We start from the raw sequence: 14,292 nt of genomic DNA, 5'->3' as shown, positions 1-14,292 counted from the left end.
AAATTGAATTATATCATTATATGTTCATAATTATTGTCGAATTCAGGATCTGCATTGGGGACGCTTCTGTTTTTTTCTTTCTTGATTTTTTAAGGAACGTTATATAAGATTAAATAATTACAGCGCAATTTTACTATATAGGATGCAATAAAGATTTTACAAACATAGAGGATATAATTGCTTACAGAAATTTTTAATAGCAACGAAAAGACGCCTTGCAGGGAAATGTCTCACGGGTATGTCATCAGGAGCTTTTCTTAGATGTATTCCTTACGGGTCAAAAAAATTTCTTCCATCAAATTATATCCTCCATGTAAAATCTTTATTGCTAAATATATAAAAAGAACATTCTATGGTTAGGAGGAGAATGATGAGGCTAACGGTTTTAGTAGACAACAACACTTACATAGATCAATATTATTACGGCGAGCCGGCTGTCAGCTATTATATTGAAGACGGCAATGAAAAAATATTGTTTGATACGGGATATTCGGATGTGTTTATTCGGAATGCCCGCGCGCTTCATATAGATTTAAATGCTCTTTCCAAAATAGTGCTTTCTCACGGCCACAACGATCATACAGGCGGTCTAAAATACTTTATAAAGCAATACGGCATGTCTCGGGTTGAGCTCATTGTCCATCCCGACGCATTACGGCAAAAGATTTTTGATAAAGAGAGCATTGGATGTGATTTGTGCAAGGAGGAAATCGCTTCAATAAAAAATTTGCTGCTGTCAACGACGCCTGTATCCGTCAGTGAAAATATTGTTTTTCTTGGTGAAATTCCATCTGTTCACGCTTTTGAAGCACGGGAGGCAATTGGCCGCCAAAAGGCGGGGGATGTTTTTATTGAAGATTATGTACTGGATGACTCGGCGTTGGTTTATAATGGCGCAAACGGGCTCTTCATTATAACGGGCTGCTCGCACAGCGGTATTTGCAACATAATTGAGTATGCCAAAAAAATATTCCCAGGCCATAATGTTATGGGAGTAATAGGCGGCTTTCATTTATTTGACGTAAACAGCAGGCTGAACACCACAATTAAATACCTAAAGGATACCGACGTCAGGGATCTGTATCCCTGCCATTGCGTATCCTTTAACGTTAAAGCGGAAATAGCCCGCTACATGCATGTACATGAGGTGGGCGTCGGCATGACAATAGATATTTGAATGTCAAAGCCACAAGCGTCCCGTTTTTATGTGACGGCGCAGGTTAGAATCCTTACCGCCTGCTCCATATCGCTTAAGCTGACTGTTTCACAGGGGCTGTGTACATACCTGCACGGGATGGACAGCGTTCCCGCGGGTATCCCCCCCGCCGTTATGTGTATTGCTCCCGAGTCATTCCCTCCCCTGTCTAAAATTTCAAGCTGATAGGGTATGTTAAGCTTCTTTGCCGTGTCCTCCAACAGGCTGCGCACCTGTGGGTGACATATTATTGAGCTGTCCTTTATCTTAATAGCAGGACCTGAGCCGCATTTCACCTCCATAGGATTGCACCCCGGCGTATCCCCTGTCAGCGTAACATCAACGGCAACAGCAAGGTCGGGCTGAATCTGGTATGCCGCAGTTCTTGCGCCTCGCAGCCCCAGTTCCTCCTGAACGGTAAAGACAAAATACAGTTCATTATCTGTCTCCGGCAGTGCCCTAATGGTGCTCACCAGAACGGCACACCCGCTCCTGTCGTCAAGAGCCTTGGAGGTTATCATCCCGTTCTGCATGACCGCAGCCCCCTCAAAACATGCCACACTTCCTATCGCTATCATTTTTTGAGCATCCTCTCTTGTACCCGCTCCTATATCAATATACATTTTTGAAAGCTTTAAGCTTCTTAAGTCCTGCAGCTTCTCCTCGTAAAACACCGAGCCCCTTACCCCGTTTTGGAAAACCACTCTCTGCCCCACAGAACAGGACGGCGACACTCCCCCTATATTGGAAAACCGCACAAAGCCCTTATCATCTATGTAGGTTGCCATTACCCCTATCTCGTCCATATGCGCGGCAAGCATTATTTTCTTTCCATTTCCTTTTCCCTTTTTTAAGGCGATAAGGTTTCCGAGCACATCGGTTGTTATTTCATCTACACTATCCTTAATCTCTTCTATTATAGCGTCCCTTATCCCGCCTTCGCTTCCTGAAACGCCGAATGCCTTTGTCAGCTTATTTACCAGATTGAACATCAATATATCCTCCGTCCTTTAATTTTCCTATCAGCTTTACATCATCGCTCAAGCTCCGCAAAACTAGCCTTGTAATGCTAAGGCAGCTTTGAAAATCCTTTTTGCTCATAACTGAAACAGGGGAGTGAATATACCTGCAAGGAACAGAGATTGATGCCACACTGACTCCACCGCGGCTTCTCTGTATTTTGCCGGCATCATTCCCTCCGGTGGTTGTCTGCTTATACTGCACGTCAATTCCCGCTCCTTTGGCAAGCTTATATATATAATCCACAAGGTTGGGGGCGGCATAAGCTGTCCTGTCCATAATTGTAAGCGCCGCGCCTCCGCCCATTACAGTAGAATAATCATGCTTTTCAACTCCCGGCACATCCGAGCAGGTAGTGCCCTCTATTACCAGGGCAATATCCGGCTCCACAGAATATGCCGCAATCTCCGAGCCCCTGAGCCCAACCTCCTCCTGAACGGTAAAGCATACATAGAGATCAAACTCATAATCACCCTTTAGAGCATCCATCAATATGGCACAGCCTACTCTGTCATCCAGTGCCTTTGCCTTCACACAGTCGTCTCCAAGCTCTGCATAATCACTGCAAAAGGCGGCATATTCCCCCCGCGTCACAAATCTCTCCGCTTCCTCCCTGTTGTCGGCCCCTATGTCTATGTACATGCTTTTAAGTCTGGGATTAGCTTTCCGCTCCTCCTTATCCTGCATATGTATGGGCTTGCTGCCTATAACGCCGGGGATTTTTTTATCTCCTACAAAAACCCTTTTACCGGGGAGTATTCTTTCATCAATTCCCCCTACCGGTTTAAACTTTAGAGTCCCGCAATCCCCATACCCCGTTATTATAAATCCCACCTCGTCCATATGCGCCGAAAGCATAATCCTGTACTTGCCGGACCTTCCCTTTTTATATAGAATAAGATTGCCCATAGAATCTACTCTGGACTCATCTGCAAGATGTCCTGCCTTGCTGCTTATAAAGCGTCTTACCTCATCCTCATCGCCCGAAACGCCGTTTAACTCAGTTAATTCCTTTAAATACTGCTGCTCCATAGTCATATCCCTTCCCCCGAACCATCCGAAAAATCCCTTATAAACACTGCCGCAAGCTTTGCGGAATATTCCACATCCTCTATCTGAACAGTCTCCACCGGAGTATGCATATACCTTACAGGCACTGATATCAGAACTGTTGGAATGCCACAGCGGGTTACCTGTATAACCCAAGCCTCAGTGCCGCTGTCCCCTGCCTCTATATCAATCTGATACGAAATATTTTCCTGCTTGCTTATTTTTATAAGCCTGTCGGTAAGGCCCTTATGTAAATTGGGACCGACTGCTATGGCCGGGCCCTTGCCCAGACTGTAAACATCGTCCTTCGGCGCATCGGGCATATCTCCATGGCAGGCATCTATTACAACCGCTGCATCGGGATTAATGTTATAAGCGGCCGACACAGCTCCGGCAGCCCCTGTCTCCTCCTGTACTGTGGCGACGAAATACACGTCGGCATCATGGTTATACTTGCACAGCCTTTCCATTATCCCCTCCAGAGCAGCCACTCCCACCCTGTTGTCTATTGCCTTCGCGCTCAGTCTGTTCCTCTTAAGCTCAAATGGCATCGCCCTGAAAGTCACCGTATCTCCTACCGACACATATTTTCTGACATCTGTAGCCTTCATTCCCACATCTATATACAAATCCTCAAGCATTACCGCCTTTTTGCCGTCCTCAGGGCTTATAAGGTGGGGCGGCTTCGCGCCTATTACTCCGCTCAGTTCCCGCCTTCCATGCACCACCACCTCCTGTGCAAGCAAAATTTTACCGTCAACGCCTCCGATATTGGTTATCCTGAGAAAGCCTTCATCGTCTATGCTTCTGACCATAAGACCTATTTCATCCATATGCGCGGTAACCATTATTTTACTTTTGCCGGTATTGCCTCTCTTAATGCCTATAACATTAAAAAACTTGTCTATATACACATCGCTGCAATATTTTTGGAACAGACCCTTTATATAATCCGCAAGCCCTTTCTCGTTCCCGGTTACAGCCGCTTGCATACTCAGCTCCTTCAAAACGTCCGTATAATTCATAAATGCACCTCGTCTTAATATATGTATAGAATCACTATTAGGTTATGCCAAAAATCAGTGTCCTATAATTAAAAATGCAGAAAAACTCTACAGCAAGTAATTAACTCACCTTTGGCCCCGAAACCATTATACTATAATTTTGTGAATTCCCTAAAATAAAATTTTTATTATATTTGCTCTTGACGAACACAAAGTTTTGATTTATACTAATCATTGTCACTTTTGACGGGCCTTTAGCTCAGTTGGTTAGAGCAACCGGCTCATAACCGGTTGGTCCGGGGTTCGAGTCCCTGAAGGCCCACCAAATGCCCAGATAGCTCAGTCGGTAGAGCAGAGGACTGAAAATCCTCGTGTCGCTGGTTCGATTCCGGCTCTGGGCACCATCAAAATGTGACATTATGGGAGGGTTCCCGAGTGGCCAAAGGGGGCAGACTGTAAATCTGTTGTCTCTGACTTCGATGGTTCGAATCCATCTCCTCCCACCAAAAAGCCCCTCATTCCCAAAAAAAATTTTTGCGAATGAGGGGCTTTTTAAATTTGTCGCACTTACCATCGTCTCTTAGACATATTTAAAATTGATAATCCATAGAATACAGCCGCTGTAAATACTAAGATCAAGATACTGAGCCATGGTGAACTGGTATAGCCGCCAAAGTGAAATGTAACCCCCATATACTCTTTAAATTCATTCAAATAACTTGTAGGGATTTCTGCAAATGCGCTCTGCATAGCGTCCTCCATTAGAACCTGACGAAACAGAGAAGCTGCATGGGATACAGGAAACACTTTTATGACAGTTTGTACCCATTCGGGCAGCGCGCCTATGGGGAGATAGATGCCCGTCAAAAAACCAATTAAAGTACCGATAATCGTACTGGCAGTGCTAAATGCGCTTTGGCTACTGAAAAACGAAACGATAAAACAAACGATAGAAGTATTTGTCATGGTTGTGAAAATGACCAGCAGTAGCACTTTTATGAGCGCAAGGGGTGCAATCCACTCCCCGCCTCTGAGCACAATATAAATTTCTGATGCAAAAACCGTGATAACGGACATTATCACCCCAATTAAAAATGCACTTCCAATATATCCAACTGTGATTTGGCTTCTTTTAATTGGTGCAGAATAGAAATCCTTGTCGATCTTTCTGACCTTATCGTCGATCATAACGCCAAACGCACCCATGGTTGTTGTCACCGAGGCGACCGAAAGAAGTCCCGCGACAAGCCAGGTATTCATTAAAACATCCGCATTCTTAAGGCCCTTCATTGAGTCATTCAGCCAGACATCGCCTAAAAACACGGCGTATAACGCGATAATAATGAAAATCGCCAGAAGAGAAAATAACACTGCGCTTTTATCTCGAAAAAACAGTTTTAAATTGCGGTTGATCAACACACTCATTGTCTTAACTCCTTCCCTGTAATGCCGATAAAAGCATCGTCCATAGTGCCCTGCAACACCTGAAAACTGCTGATGCATGACTTGCATTTCTCTAATATAGGCAAGGCTTTCATGGTATCAGGAAGCTTGATGATAAATTCGCCTGCCGAAATGGTAAAGTCAAGCTTTGAATCCAGCAAAATTTGACGCAAGGCGTTTTCATCCGAAACGGCTAGCCTTAAACTGTCGCTTGCATACCGCGTTTTTAATTCGGCGGGCGTACCTTTTGCCGCAATTTCCCCATGGTCAAGCACAATAACATAATCCGATTCGGCCGCTTCCTCCATGTAGTGCGTTGTAAGAAAAATTGTCATACCGGTTTTATCCCGGAGCTGCTTGATTGCGCTCCAGATGCTTTTGCGTGTCTGCGGATCCAAGCCGGTCGTAGGTTCATCAAGGAACAGTATTTTAGGCGTGTTGATCAGCGCCCGGGCAATATCCACCCGGCGCCGCTGTCCACCCGAAAGCTTGCCATAAGGACGATCAATAAATTCACTCAGCTCGGTTGCTTGGGCTGCTTGGTAAACGGCCTTTTTAATTATGGCCTTCTCTGACAAGTAGAATCCAGCTCTGGCCACTAAATTTTCCCGGACGGTAAGCAGAGGGTCCAGCACACTGTCTTGAAAAACCACGCCTATTATATGTCTTATAGACTGACTGTCGCAGCTAAGATCAAGTCCATCTATGGTAATCTCTCCTCCGTTGTAATTCAGTAATGTGCAGAGTATGTCGATTGTGGTAGATTTACCTGCTCCATTAGGCCCGAGAAAAGAAAACAGCTTTCCCCTCTCAACGTAAAAGCTAATATCTTTCACGGCGGCGAGATTTCCATAGCTTTTTCGTAGATTTGACACCTCAATGATTTTATCCATTTATAGCTACTCCTTTTTTTAATAATCACAATAACAGAGCTTTTCGGCACTGGCAATAGGTGTGAAAGCATGCTGCGAATATGGTAAGGTAAGCTGCAAAAAAAAGATGGTAAGCTGTAAATAGCTTTCCATCTTAATCCATTCGTATTCTATTGCGAGCGGTAACGCTCTCTCAGACGGTGGGTTAGCTTGTCTGCCAGTTTTTTATCATAATATATAGTTATTGCAAAAACTATGGCATACACAATCAAAATCAGCAAAAGGAGTACTAAAACCTCCTTTGTGCTGTTAAGGTTGACCCAATCCCAAAGGTGGGCAAAATACAGCACTACGGCTAATAAAACCGGCAGGTGCACTGATTTGCGAAGATACATTTGTTTTTTGCTGAGTTCCTTGCCGGAATAGAAAAGGAGATATGGCAGATCGCTGATAACAGCCAGCAGAAGTATTCCGCCGATGTCATACAAGGTGAAGCTGGCATCTGGATAAAAAATCAGGCAAAATACATACATAGAAATTACAATTCCGGCTGTTATTATGAAAAAGGAACGAAACATTGTTTTTAACAGTTCTTCAGCATTCATGCTAACACCTCCTATATACCAAGCATTTTCTTTAAATCGCACACATACTGCCGGGAAATAATGATTTTTTCATTATTAACAAGAGTTGCTTCAAAGCGCCCGCTTAGCGCCGGACTCAGTGACTTGATTTTGCTTAAATTCAGTAGAACTGATTTAGACACTCTCAGAAAATCACTATTTGAAAGGCAGCTTTCCAATTCATATAGCTTCTGCTTCGAATCCAACACCTTATCCTCACAGTATAGAAAGGTTTTGTTATCCACAACTTCGATGTAATATATCTCTTTCGGCTGGACACGGTGGATTTCATTTCCATCGTAAGCTGTAACAGCACCTTGGGATTTTAGCATAGCTAACATATGAAGCAACTCGTCAGACATCTCCCGGCATTTAATAATGATTTGGTCTTCTTCTCCATCCTCTAATTCCTCAATAACAATTTTCAAGTTCATTCACCTGCCTGACGATTTAAGTTATAGACTGTTGACAATCTTTTTAAATGTTTTCCCTCTCTCCTCGAAATTTTTAAACATGTCAAAGCTGGTGCTTGCAGGAGAAAGCAAAACTATATCCCCCTCTTGAGCATTATCATATGCTGTTTTTACCGCCTGCTCATACGTACCGCACATAAACACAGGTATATCCGACCCCCTTCCCGACCTCTCGGACGCAGCCTTTAGCGCCCGCTGTATTTTCCCCGAGGTAGCGCCTATAAGCACCAGCACCTTTACCCTGTCTGCAATAGGCTGGCCTATGTCGTCATAGGGGATGCCCTTATCCTTCCCTCCGCAAATAAGTATAACCTTTTTATCAAATGAATTAAGTCCCGCTATGGTTCTGGACGGGCTGCTTGCTATGGAGTCGTTATAGAATTTTACGCCTCCGACCTCCCGCACAAGCTCAATCCTGTGCTCTACTCCCTTAAAGCTTCTTGCCACCTTCCTTACCGTTTCGGGGCTGACATAGCTTATAACAGCGGAAATAGCGGCAAGATAGTTCTCTATATTATGTACGCCCGGTATTGCTATATCGCCTACCTCGGCTATCCTCTCCTCAGCCTGTCCGCTTTTATAAACAATGCTTCCGTCTTTTACAAAGCAGCCCTTCTCAACAGCATTTACCCTGCTGAAATATTTGACCTCCCCATTAGCCTCCCCTTTAAAGCATTTTGTTATCTCGTTGTCATGGTTTAAAACAAGCACATCCGTTTTGTTCTGGAACCTGAAAATATTCTTTTTTGCATCAACATACTCCTCCATGGATTTATGCACGTCAAGGTGATTGGGTGAAAGGTTTGTTATAACGGCAATATGAGGGCTTCTGTCCATTGTATGAAGCTGAAAGCTGCTAAGCTCCAGAACAACCTTGTCATCCGCCGCTATTTCCTCAACCCTTCCCAGAAGCGGAATGCCTATATTCCCTCCCAGCCAGCACCTGTAACCCTCCTCCTTAAGCATGTTATATATTAATGTTGTGGTGGTTGTTTTGCCGTCGCTCCCGGTAACGGCAAATATTTCAGCGGGGCAAAGCTCAAAAAACACCTCCATCTCGGAGGTTACCTCAGACCCCTCATTTTTTGCATTAACCAGCTCAGGTATGTCAAATCTCATTCCCGGAGTCCTGAATATCACATCAAAACCGTTCAGACCTCTAAGATATCCCTCCCCAAGGCTGTATTTTATATCACATTCCCCGAGCTCCCGAAGCCCGTCTGCCAAGCCTTCCCTGTCTCTCCTGTCAAACGCCGTAATATCCGCCCCCGCTTTATGCAGAAATTTTATAAGCGGCCTGTTGCTTACTCCTATTCCTAATACGGCGACCTTTTTATTTTTGATGTGCTTTTTAAACTCCTCTATTTTATTATACAAAAAAATGCCTCCCAAATTTTATAATAAACGGCCCATGGAGCCTCACATATTAAAATATGCCTTTATTATGATATGATACTATATTTTTTAACAGCATAAAATATGGCGCACAAACAATTTTATCACCATAAACGGGATATATAAATATTTCCTGAATAAAATCTGAAAAAAATTAAAATTAGCACTTGAAATTCCGTAAGATATCTAGTACAATATCTATTGCGCCTTAAAAAAGCGTAATGCGCTTCAAAAAAGCGCAAACGGTTATTTTGCGAGAATGGCGGAATTGGCAGACGCGCTAGATTCAGGTTCTAGTGGTTGCAAGACTGTGCAGGTTCAAGTCCTGTTTCTCGCACCAAATTAAAGTCATGTTTGAGGATTTAAACTCATACATGACTTTGTTTTATGGGGACGCTTCTCAATTATCAGCCACTCTGCCACGTTGCATCAATTAAGCAAAAAAGGTCAAAAAACCCTCGCACATGAGTTTCCTGACCTTTTTTATATCTTATAAATTCATTTATTTATGGGGAAAATTATTTTTGCGAATATCTTGCAGAAATTATTTTACATTCTTTGTTATATAGTTTAAACTTATTTCTTATCAAACCCTTTAACTATTTCTCATCTCTTGAAGATAAACATTATGCACTAATCAGTCCTTCAAATAAGCTTAGGTACCTTTCTTCATTCTTAACAAGCTCATAGCCCCTGTTACATAATCTGGCACACCCTGAAATTGTCATGTTGTAAATATTGCCGCATATTTCTTTATATCCAAGTCCGCACAGCACTCTTAATACATAAGCTGAAAATGCTCTATACCCAAGCTGCCTGCTTCTTGCTTTTATACCTATTCCACCTTTTTCCCATATCATCATTTTTCTGATATATATGAAAGTACCTTTGCAGGTGTAAGCTCTCTTAATATTACTTTCCTTCCGCTTATATATTCATTTTCAACTGAACCAGACAGCTTCTTTCTAATCTGGGAAAGAGATCCGATATCTCTTTGGTGGCTTACAAATTCACGGTATCGTTGTGCAAAGGCTTTTTCATCGTATTCATTGAATAACGACATTACAAAGCTTTTATCTACAAGGTTGTGGCTATCACTCCTAATGCCAAGATAGATTCCGTAGGATGAGTATTCATAGGCCTCTTCTCTGCCGGTATAGCCTTCTATGTCACTTGGATTATTATGGATATATGCAGATACCGCAAAATTGTATTCATCCGTAGTCAAAATTCTGCTTTCAAACCGTTCTTGAAAGACATGCCCATGCCTGCAATACTTTTTATTGTAGTATCGGACATAGGCAGTGTTGAGGCTATGCATAAATTTGGACAAGTCAAAGCCCTTGGGATCAAGGTGCATGTGAAGATGTGTATCCATAAGACAATAGGCGTAAATACTGCATTTGTATTTATCTGTGTACCTTTTTAATAAACCAAGGTAATAGTCCTTATCATCATTATCCCTGAACAATAAGAATTCAAACACACTTCTGAACATTATATGGTAAATTGATTCGGGTGCTTTCTCACGGGCTTTTCTGGGCATATTCAACAACTCCGTTCAGTTTTACCATAATTATATCAGAGAACATGTGTTTTGTAAATGGTTTTTTCGAACAAACGTTTGATTGTTGAGAAGCGTCCCCATCCATCAGCGTCTCTTCTTCAGCTTTGCATAAATACCCCGCACTGTAAACAACGTTCCTTTTATGGTGTTAGACATGGATTTAACCAAATAGGGAATTCTGCTAAACTGGCCTGTGTCTTCGTTTATCATATAAGTCCAGGTAGCTGTAGCTCCCGAAAGTCCCGCTTCCCCCATGTCAATTCCATTTTCGTCTATTTTACATTTCTGCATGTGCTTCACGACATCGCGCTTAATATCCGCTGTCATTTCATTAAATGCAGAAACAGCAAAAATCTGGTATTCATTCAACAGATTTTTATTTGCAATAATCATAAGATGAATGCCGCTGCGTTTATCCTCCATTGCCATCAGATAAGAGGCCCAGTGCATGTTAATAAAATAAAGCACCAGCTTCCTTTCAGCAATTGTCACTCCGCGTTTTCCTGCACGGTCAACTAATTTCAGATAAATAGCGGGTTCTTCCTCCTGCATAATTCCGGGAGAGCTTACGTCCAGCAAAATCCGTCTGCGATAGTCTGCCACTACCTTTCTTTGCTCCTCCAAAACGCGCGAATACCGCTCCAGCATATACCGTGCTTCCGCATCTTTTCCCTCTTGCATCCTTTGAGCGCGTCGTAATAGCTTTGGATATTCCTTATACCTGTAAAACTCAATCTCAAAAAATGTTTCCAGAGTCAAGTCTTTTAAACAAACAAAGAATTGGCTTTCACCGGGATCACCCTGCCTTCCGGCACGCCCACGCAATTGATCATCAACACGCAAACTGCGGTTAATGCCCGTGCTTATCACACATAGTCCACCTGCGGCACGTACAAAAGCGGCTTCCTTTTCATTACAGCCATCGAGCCGTATATCTACTCCCCGTCCCGCCATATTGGTAGAAATAGTAACCTTATACGGCCTGCCCGCCTTTGCAATAATCGCTGCTTCCTCGGTGTCATTTCTGGCATTTAGAACACTGTGCTTTATATTATGTTTAGTTAATAATTCGGAAAAACATTCTGACTCCCGTACACTGCGTGTGCCTATCAAAACAGGCTGTCCCTTGGCATGTGAACGCTGTACACGCGATATAACAGCTGCTTGCTGCTCTTCTCTGTCCAAAAATATGGAATCGGGATGGTCGTTGCGGATACAGGGTGTGTGCGGCGGAATAACCTCGACTTCCAAATTATACATTTCTCTTAGCTCTGTCGCAGAGGATGCTGCCGTCCCAGTCATTCCGCAAAGCATTTTATACTGCAATAAAAAGTCATGTATGCTCATACTGTTATAGATAACAGATGACGCGCCATGTAACCCTAATTCCTGCATTTCTACCGCTTGATGCAGCAAATCATGAAAACGCCTGTTTTGAACAACACGCCCCGTAGACTCATCAATTACCAATACATAGCCGTTCTTTACAATATAATCCTTGTCTTTTTTCAAAAGAAACCTTGCTTCCAGTGCCGCATTGATCATAGCAAGCACATGTGCATTTTCGGTCATGTACAGGTTTTCAAGCTGTATTTTTGTTTCCATTGATTTAATGCCTGTCTCCGTTAGCCATACTTGATTATCTTTGGGGTTAACCTTTATATCACATTGCCGTAATTCCAAAACGGCCTTTGAAATGCGGGCAGCCATTGGGGGAGCCATACTGCCGTCACCTGCTAAAACCAGTGGAATTCTGGCTTCGTCAATCAAAATGGAATCAGCCTCATCAACCAGCGCAATGGGAAAGGTGTTGAACAGCAGCTTCTCCTTTTCCATACAAAGAAAGTCCCGCAGGTAATCAAATCCCGCTTCCTTAGCAGATACATAGACCACATCACAAGAATATGCTGCTCTCCTGTGCTCAAAGCCGGACGATTCCTCGATATAGCCACAAGTCAGCCCGCAAGCCAAATAGATGGAAAGATTTTCGTTATAATCGCGTCGTGCAAGATAGTCGTTGAACACCAGAATATGGACGGAATTTTTCTGCAAAGCAAGAACAGATGCAGTTACCACAGCCGCAAGTGTTTTGCCTTCTCCGGTGGGTAGCTCGGCGATACGGCCCTGCTGCATTGAATATGCCGCCATCAGCTGTGTGTCAAATAGGGAAAGGTCCTTTTTCCTGCGTATTATTTCCTTTAAAATGCTATAAGCCTCGGCAGTCCTTTCACCGCTCCCGGCACAATCCCGGAGCAATGCCACCAATCCACTTTCCGTCCAATCTTCCCAATTATAATTTTTAATCTTTTGGACAAAATCCGCATACAGAAAATTAAGCCCTCTTTGAGAGCGTTTAATTTTATTCATAGAAATACTCCTCATCAATAATTTATATTTTTAAATATGTTTAAGATGATGGAGTACCTATTCGTTTTTACACACTGTTAAGGCTACAGAAATATACCCTGTTTGACATTCAGGAATATAGGCTTTACAAGACATGCTTACTATGAATATGACAGGAAGCAATACGACAATGGGATTAATCAGCATCATAGCCAATACAATCAGCATGAGGAAATAAATGAGCCCACGATAAACACCGTTCTTAAAAAAATGCGGGGTCACATGAAATAAGTCCCGAATCATTTACTTTCTCCCTTCACTAACCATTCGTAATTGCCTGTCATGAAGCCTTGCTTTATAAATTGTATCATTTCCGGGTGTCTTTGTCTATTTTGCCGTTGAGGAATGTTGTGCTTGAACCATAAAAAGGATTGGCGTATAATGTCAATATATTGGTAAATTAATTCCAGAACGGATTTTTCTCATGGAATTGCACGGAGGCTTTATATGTCTGTATACAGCATTAAAAACAAAAACGTCATTTCACCATTGTTTGACGGATGGCAGGAAACCTTCATCTGGTCCTGCTTGCAGGATTGCATGGGTGAGGCCTATGCCGATGACTTAAATAAGCCTAGCTCGGCACAAATCATTGTCGGTGATTTTTGCGTGCTTGCAGGTTCTGCCAATCATGAGATATTACGCAACAGGCCGGAGAACCGTCAATCTGAATTTATTATTATGGTGCCGCAGAGCAAGCACTGGGAAGAGGCCATAGAGCTTGTGTTTCAAGGAAAAGCTTTTCGTTGTACGCGCTATGCCACGAAAAAGGATAAAACCGCTTTCGATAAATCGGCCTTGCAGAAAATAGTGTCTCAGCTGCCCGGTGAATATGAGCTCAGGATGATTGACAAAGCGTTATATGAGCAATCACTGGCGCTGCAGTGGTCTAAGGATTTATGCGGGAACTATCCCACCTATGAGGACTACCGGTTAAACGGCATGGGTACCGCTATTTTGAAAGATGGAGAGCTTGTCTCTGGGGCATCCTCATATTCCTTTTACAAAGGCGGAATAGAAATTGAAATTGACACCAGAGAGGATGAACGCCGTAAGGGTCTGGCCTTGGTATGCGGTGCAAAGCTGATATTGGAGTGCCTGGAAAGGGGATTGTACCCAAGCTGGGACGCGCACAATAAAGGATCGCTTGCGCTGGCCGAAAGGCTGGGCTATGAGCTTGACAGGGAATACCCCGCTTACGAAATCACAGGCTTTTAAGGCATGAGCAATGTTCGAATTAGCAG

13 protein-coding genes and 4 tRNA genes are annotated in these 14,292 nt (G+C 43.1%); 6 read left to right on the top strand and 11 right to left on the bottom strand.

Annotated elements, in window-relative coordinates; all coding sequences use genetic code 11:
* Positions 1 to 370 precede the first annotated feature (370 nt).
* Positions 371 to 1,177, top strand: a complete 807-nt coding sequence (locus DFR58_RS11170; protein ID WP_114297929.1) for an MBL fold metallo-hydrolase — start codon at positions 371 to 373, stop codon at positions 1,175 to 1,177.
* Positions 1,178 to 1,203: 26 nt separating this feature from the next.
* Here DFR58_RS11170 and DFR58_RS11165 read toward each other — a convergent pair whose 3' ends face one another.
* From DFR58_RS11165 to DFR58_RS11155, 3 genes are read right to left on the bottom strand one after another with little or no spacing between them, the layout of a single operon-like run.
* Complete coding sequence (locus DFR58_RS11165) at positions 1,204 to 2,187, bottom strand: M42 family metallopeptidase (protein ID WP_114297928.1); 984 nt, start codon at positions 2,185 to 2,187, stop codon at positions 1,204 to 1,206.
* Positions 2,168 to 3,253 (bottom strand): M42 family metallopeptidase, encoded by a 1,086-nt coding sequence (locus DFR58_RS11160; protein WP_242987563.1) that lies wholly within the window; start codon positions 3,251 to 3,253, stop codon positions 2,168 to 2,170. Before DFR58_RS11160 ends, DFR58_RS11165 begins: the two co-directional genes overlap by 20 nt.
* Positions 3,250 to 4,290: a M42 family metallopeptidase gene (locus tag DFR58_RS11155; protein WP_114297927.1), complete on the bottom strand. Its 1,041-nt coding sequence runs from the start codon at positions 4,288 to 4,290 to the stop codon at positions 3,250 to 3,252. The genes DFR58_RS11160 and DFR58_RS11155 overlap by 4 nt, the downstream gene beginning before the upstream one ends.
* A 227-nt stretch (positions 4,291 to 4,517) precedes the next feature.
* On the opposite strand from DFR58_RS11155, the gene DFR58_RS11150 reads away from it, so the two are divergent.
* The 3 genes from DFR58_RS11150 (at position 4,518) to DFR58_RS11140 (ending at position 4,775) form a co-directional block, all read left to right on the top strand.
* A tRNA-Ile gene (locus tag DFR58_RS11150) sits at positions 4,518 to 4,594 on the top strand.
* A gap of 3 nt (positions 4,595 to 4,597) precedes the next feature.
* Positions 4,598 to 4,673, top strand: a tRNA-Phe gene (locus DFR58_RS11145).
* Between the two features lie 17 nt (positions 4,674 to 4,690).
* Positions 4,691 to 4,775, top strand: a tRNA-Tyr gene (locus tag DFR58_RS11140).
* Positions 4,776 to 4,836: 61 nt separating this feature from the next.
* Here DFR58_RS11140 and DFR58_RS11135 read toward each other — a convergent pair.
* The 5 genes from DFR58_RS11135 to murD all read right to left on the bottom strand — a co-directional run bounded on the left by DFR58_RS11135 (position 4,837) and on the right by murD (position 9,057).
* Entirely contained in the window at positions 4,837 to 5,694 is an 858-nt protein-coding gene (locus DFR58_RS11135) for an ABC transporter permease (RefSeq protein WP_242987560.1), read from the bottom strand.
* Positions 5,691 to 6,605 (bottom strand): ABC transporter ATP-binding protein, encoded by a 915-nt coding sequence (locus DFR58_RS11130; RefSeq protein ID WP_114297926.1) that lies wholly within the window; start codon positions 6,603 to 6,605, stop codon positions 5,691 to 5,693. Before DFR58_RS11130 ends, DFR58_RS11135 begins: the two co-directional genes overlap by 4 nt.
* A 149-nt stretch (positions 6,606 to 6,754) precedes the next feature.
* The gene (locus tag DFR58_RS11125; protein WP_114297925.1) at positions 6,755 to 7,189 is read right to left on the bottom strand and encodes a DUF3021 family protein; all 435 of its coding nucleotides are present in this window, start codon (positions 7,187 to 7,189) and stop codon (positions 6,755 to 6,757) included.
* 11 nt (positions 7,190 to 7,200) lie between these two features.
* On the bottom strand, positions 7,201 to 7,641 hold the full coding sequence (locus DFR58_RS11120; RefSeq protein WP_341457399.1) for a LytTR family DNA-binding domain-containing protein: 441 nt from the start codon (positions 7,639 to 7,641) through the stop codon (positions 7,201 to 7,203).
* 21 nt (positions 7,642 to 7,662) lie between these two features.
* Positions 7,663 to 9,057 carry a UDP-N-acetylmuramoyl-L-alanine--D-glutamate ligase gene (gene murD / locus DFR58_RS11115; RefSeq protein ID WP_114297923.1) on the bottom strand — a complete coding sequence of 465 codons (1,395 nt, stop codon included), beginning with the start codon at positions 9,055 to 9,057 and terminating at the stop codon, positions 7,663 to 7,665.
* 271 nt (positions 9,058 to 9,328) lie between these two features.
* Here murD and DFR58_RS11110 point away from each other — a divergent pair.
* Positions 9,329 to 9,415 (top strand) — tRNA-Leu (locus DFR58_RS11110).
* 286 nt (positions 9,416 to 9,701) lie between these two features.
* On the opposite strand, the gene DFR58_RS11105 is transcribed toward DFR58_RS11110, so the two are convergent.
* The 3 genes from DFR58_RS11105 to DFR58_RS11095 all read right to left on the bottom strand — a co-directional run bounded on the left by DFR58_RS11105 (position 9,702) and on the right by DFR58_RS11095 (position 13,009).
* A complete protein-coding gene (locus tag DFR58_RS11105) occupies positions 9,702 to 9,938 on the bottom strand; it encodes a hypothetical protein (protein WP_147273171.1) in 237 nt (78 codons plus the stop codon).
* The gene (locus tag DFR58_RS11100) at positions 9,935 to 10,621 is read right to left on the bottom strand and encodes a transposase (protein ID WP_114297921.1); all 687 of its coding nucleotides are present in this window, start codon (positions 10,619 to 10,621) and stop codon (positions 9,935 to 9,937) included. The genes DFR58_RS11105 and DFR58_RS11100 overlap by 4 nt, the downstream gene beginning before the upstream one ends.
* A 105-nt stretch (positions 10,622 to 10,726) precedes the next feature.
* Positions 10,727 to 13,009 (bottom strand): preprotein translocase subunit SecA, encoded by a 2,283-nt coding sequence (locus DFR58_RS11095; protein ID WP_170138128.1) that lies wholly within the window; start codon positions 13,007 to 13,009, stop codon positions 10,727 to 10,729.
* A 486-nt stretch (positions 13,010 to 13,495) separates the two neighbouring features.
* Here DFR58_RS11095 and DFR58_RS11085 point away from each other — a divergent pair, with 486 nt between their 5' ends.
* Complete coding sequence (locus DFR58_RS11085; protein WP_114297918.1) at positions 13,496 to 14,266, top strand: GNAT family N-acetyltransferase; 771 nt, start codon at positions 13,496 to 13,498, stop codon at positions 14,264 to 14,266.
* Positions 14,267 to 14,292 lie beyond the last annotated feature (26 nt).

This window comes from Anaerobacterium chartisolvens (assembly GCF_003337415.1).
Taxonomy (GTDB): Bacteria; Bacillota; Clostridia; order Acetivibrionales; family DSM-27016; genus Anaerobacterium; species Anaerobacterium chartisolvens.
This window is presented reverse-complemented; position numbering and strand designations above follow the sequence as displayed.

Bases quoted from the DNA above. Each gene is read 5' to 3' on its own strand.
- DFR58_RS11170 (WP_114297929.1), top strand. From the start codon at position 371: ATGAGGCTAACGGTTTTAGTAGACAACAACACTTACATAGATCAATAT.
- DFR58_RS11165 (WP_114297928.1), bottom strand. From the start codon at position 2,187: ATGTTCAATCTGGTAAATAAGCTGACAAAGGCATTCGGCGTTTCAGGA.
- DFR58_RS11160 (WP_242987563.1), bottom strand. From the start codon at position 3,253: ATGACTATGGAGCAGCAGTATTTAAAGGAATTAACTGAGTTAAACGGC.
- DFR58_RS11155 (WP_114297927.1), bottom strand. From the start codon at position 4,290: ATGAATTATACGGACGTTTTGAAGGAGCTGAGTATGCAAGCGGCTGTA.
- DFR58_RS11135 (WP_242987560.1), bottom strand. From the start codon at position 5,694: ATGAGTGTGTTGATCAACCGCAATTTAAAACTGTTTTTTCGAGATAAA.
- DFR58_RS11130 (WP_114297926.1), bottom strand. From the start codon at position 6,605: ATGGATAAAATCATTGAGGTGTCAAATCTACGAAAAAGCTATGGAAAT.
- DFR58_RS11125 (WP_114297925.1), bottom strand. From the start codon at position 7,189: ATGAATGCTGAAGAACTGTTAAAAACAATGTTTCGTTCCTTTTTCATA.
- DFR58_RS11120 (WP_341457399.1), bottom strand. From the start codon at position 7,641: ATGAACTTGAAAATTGTTATTGAGGAATTAGAGGATGGAGAAGAAGAC.
- DFR58_RS11105 (WP_147273171.1), bottom strand. From the start codon at position 9,938: ATGATGATATGGGAAAAAGGTGGAATAGGTATAAAAGCAAGAAGCAGG.
- DFR58_RS11100 (WP_114297921.1), bottom strand. From the start codon at position 10,621: ATGCCCAGAAAAGCCCGTGAGAAAGCACCCGAATCAATTTACCATATA.
- DFR58_RS11095 (WP_170138128.1), bottom strand. From the start codon at position 13,009: ATGAATAAAATTAAACGCTCTCAAAGAGGGCTTAATTTTCTGTATGCG.
- DFR58_RS11085 (WP_114297918.1), top strand. From the start codon at position 13,496: ATGTCTGTATACAGCATTAAAAACAAAAACGTCATTTCACCATTGTTT.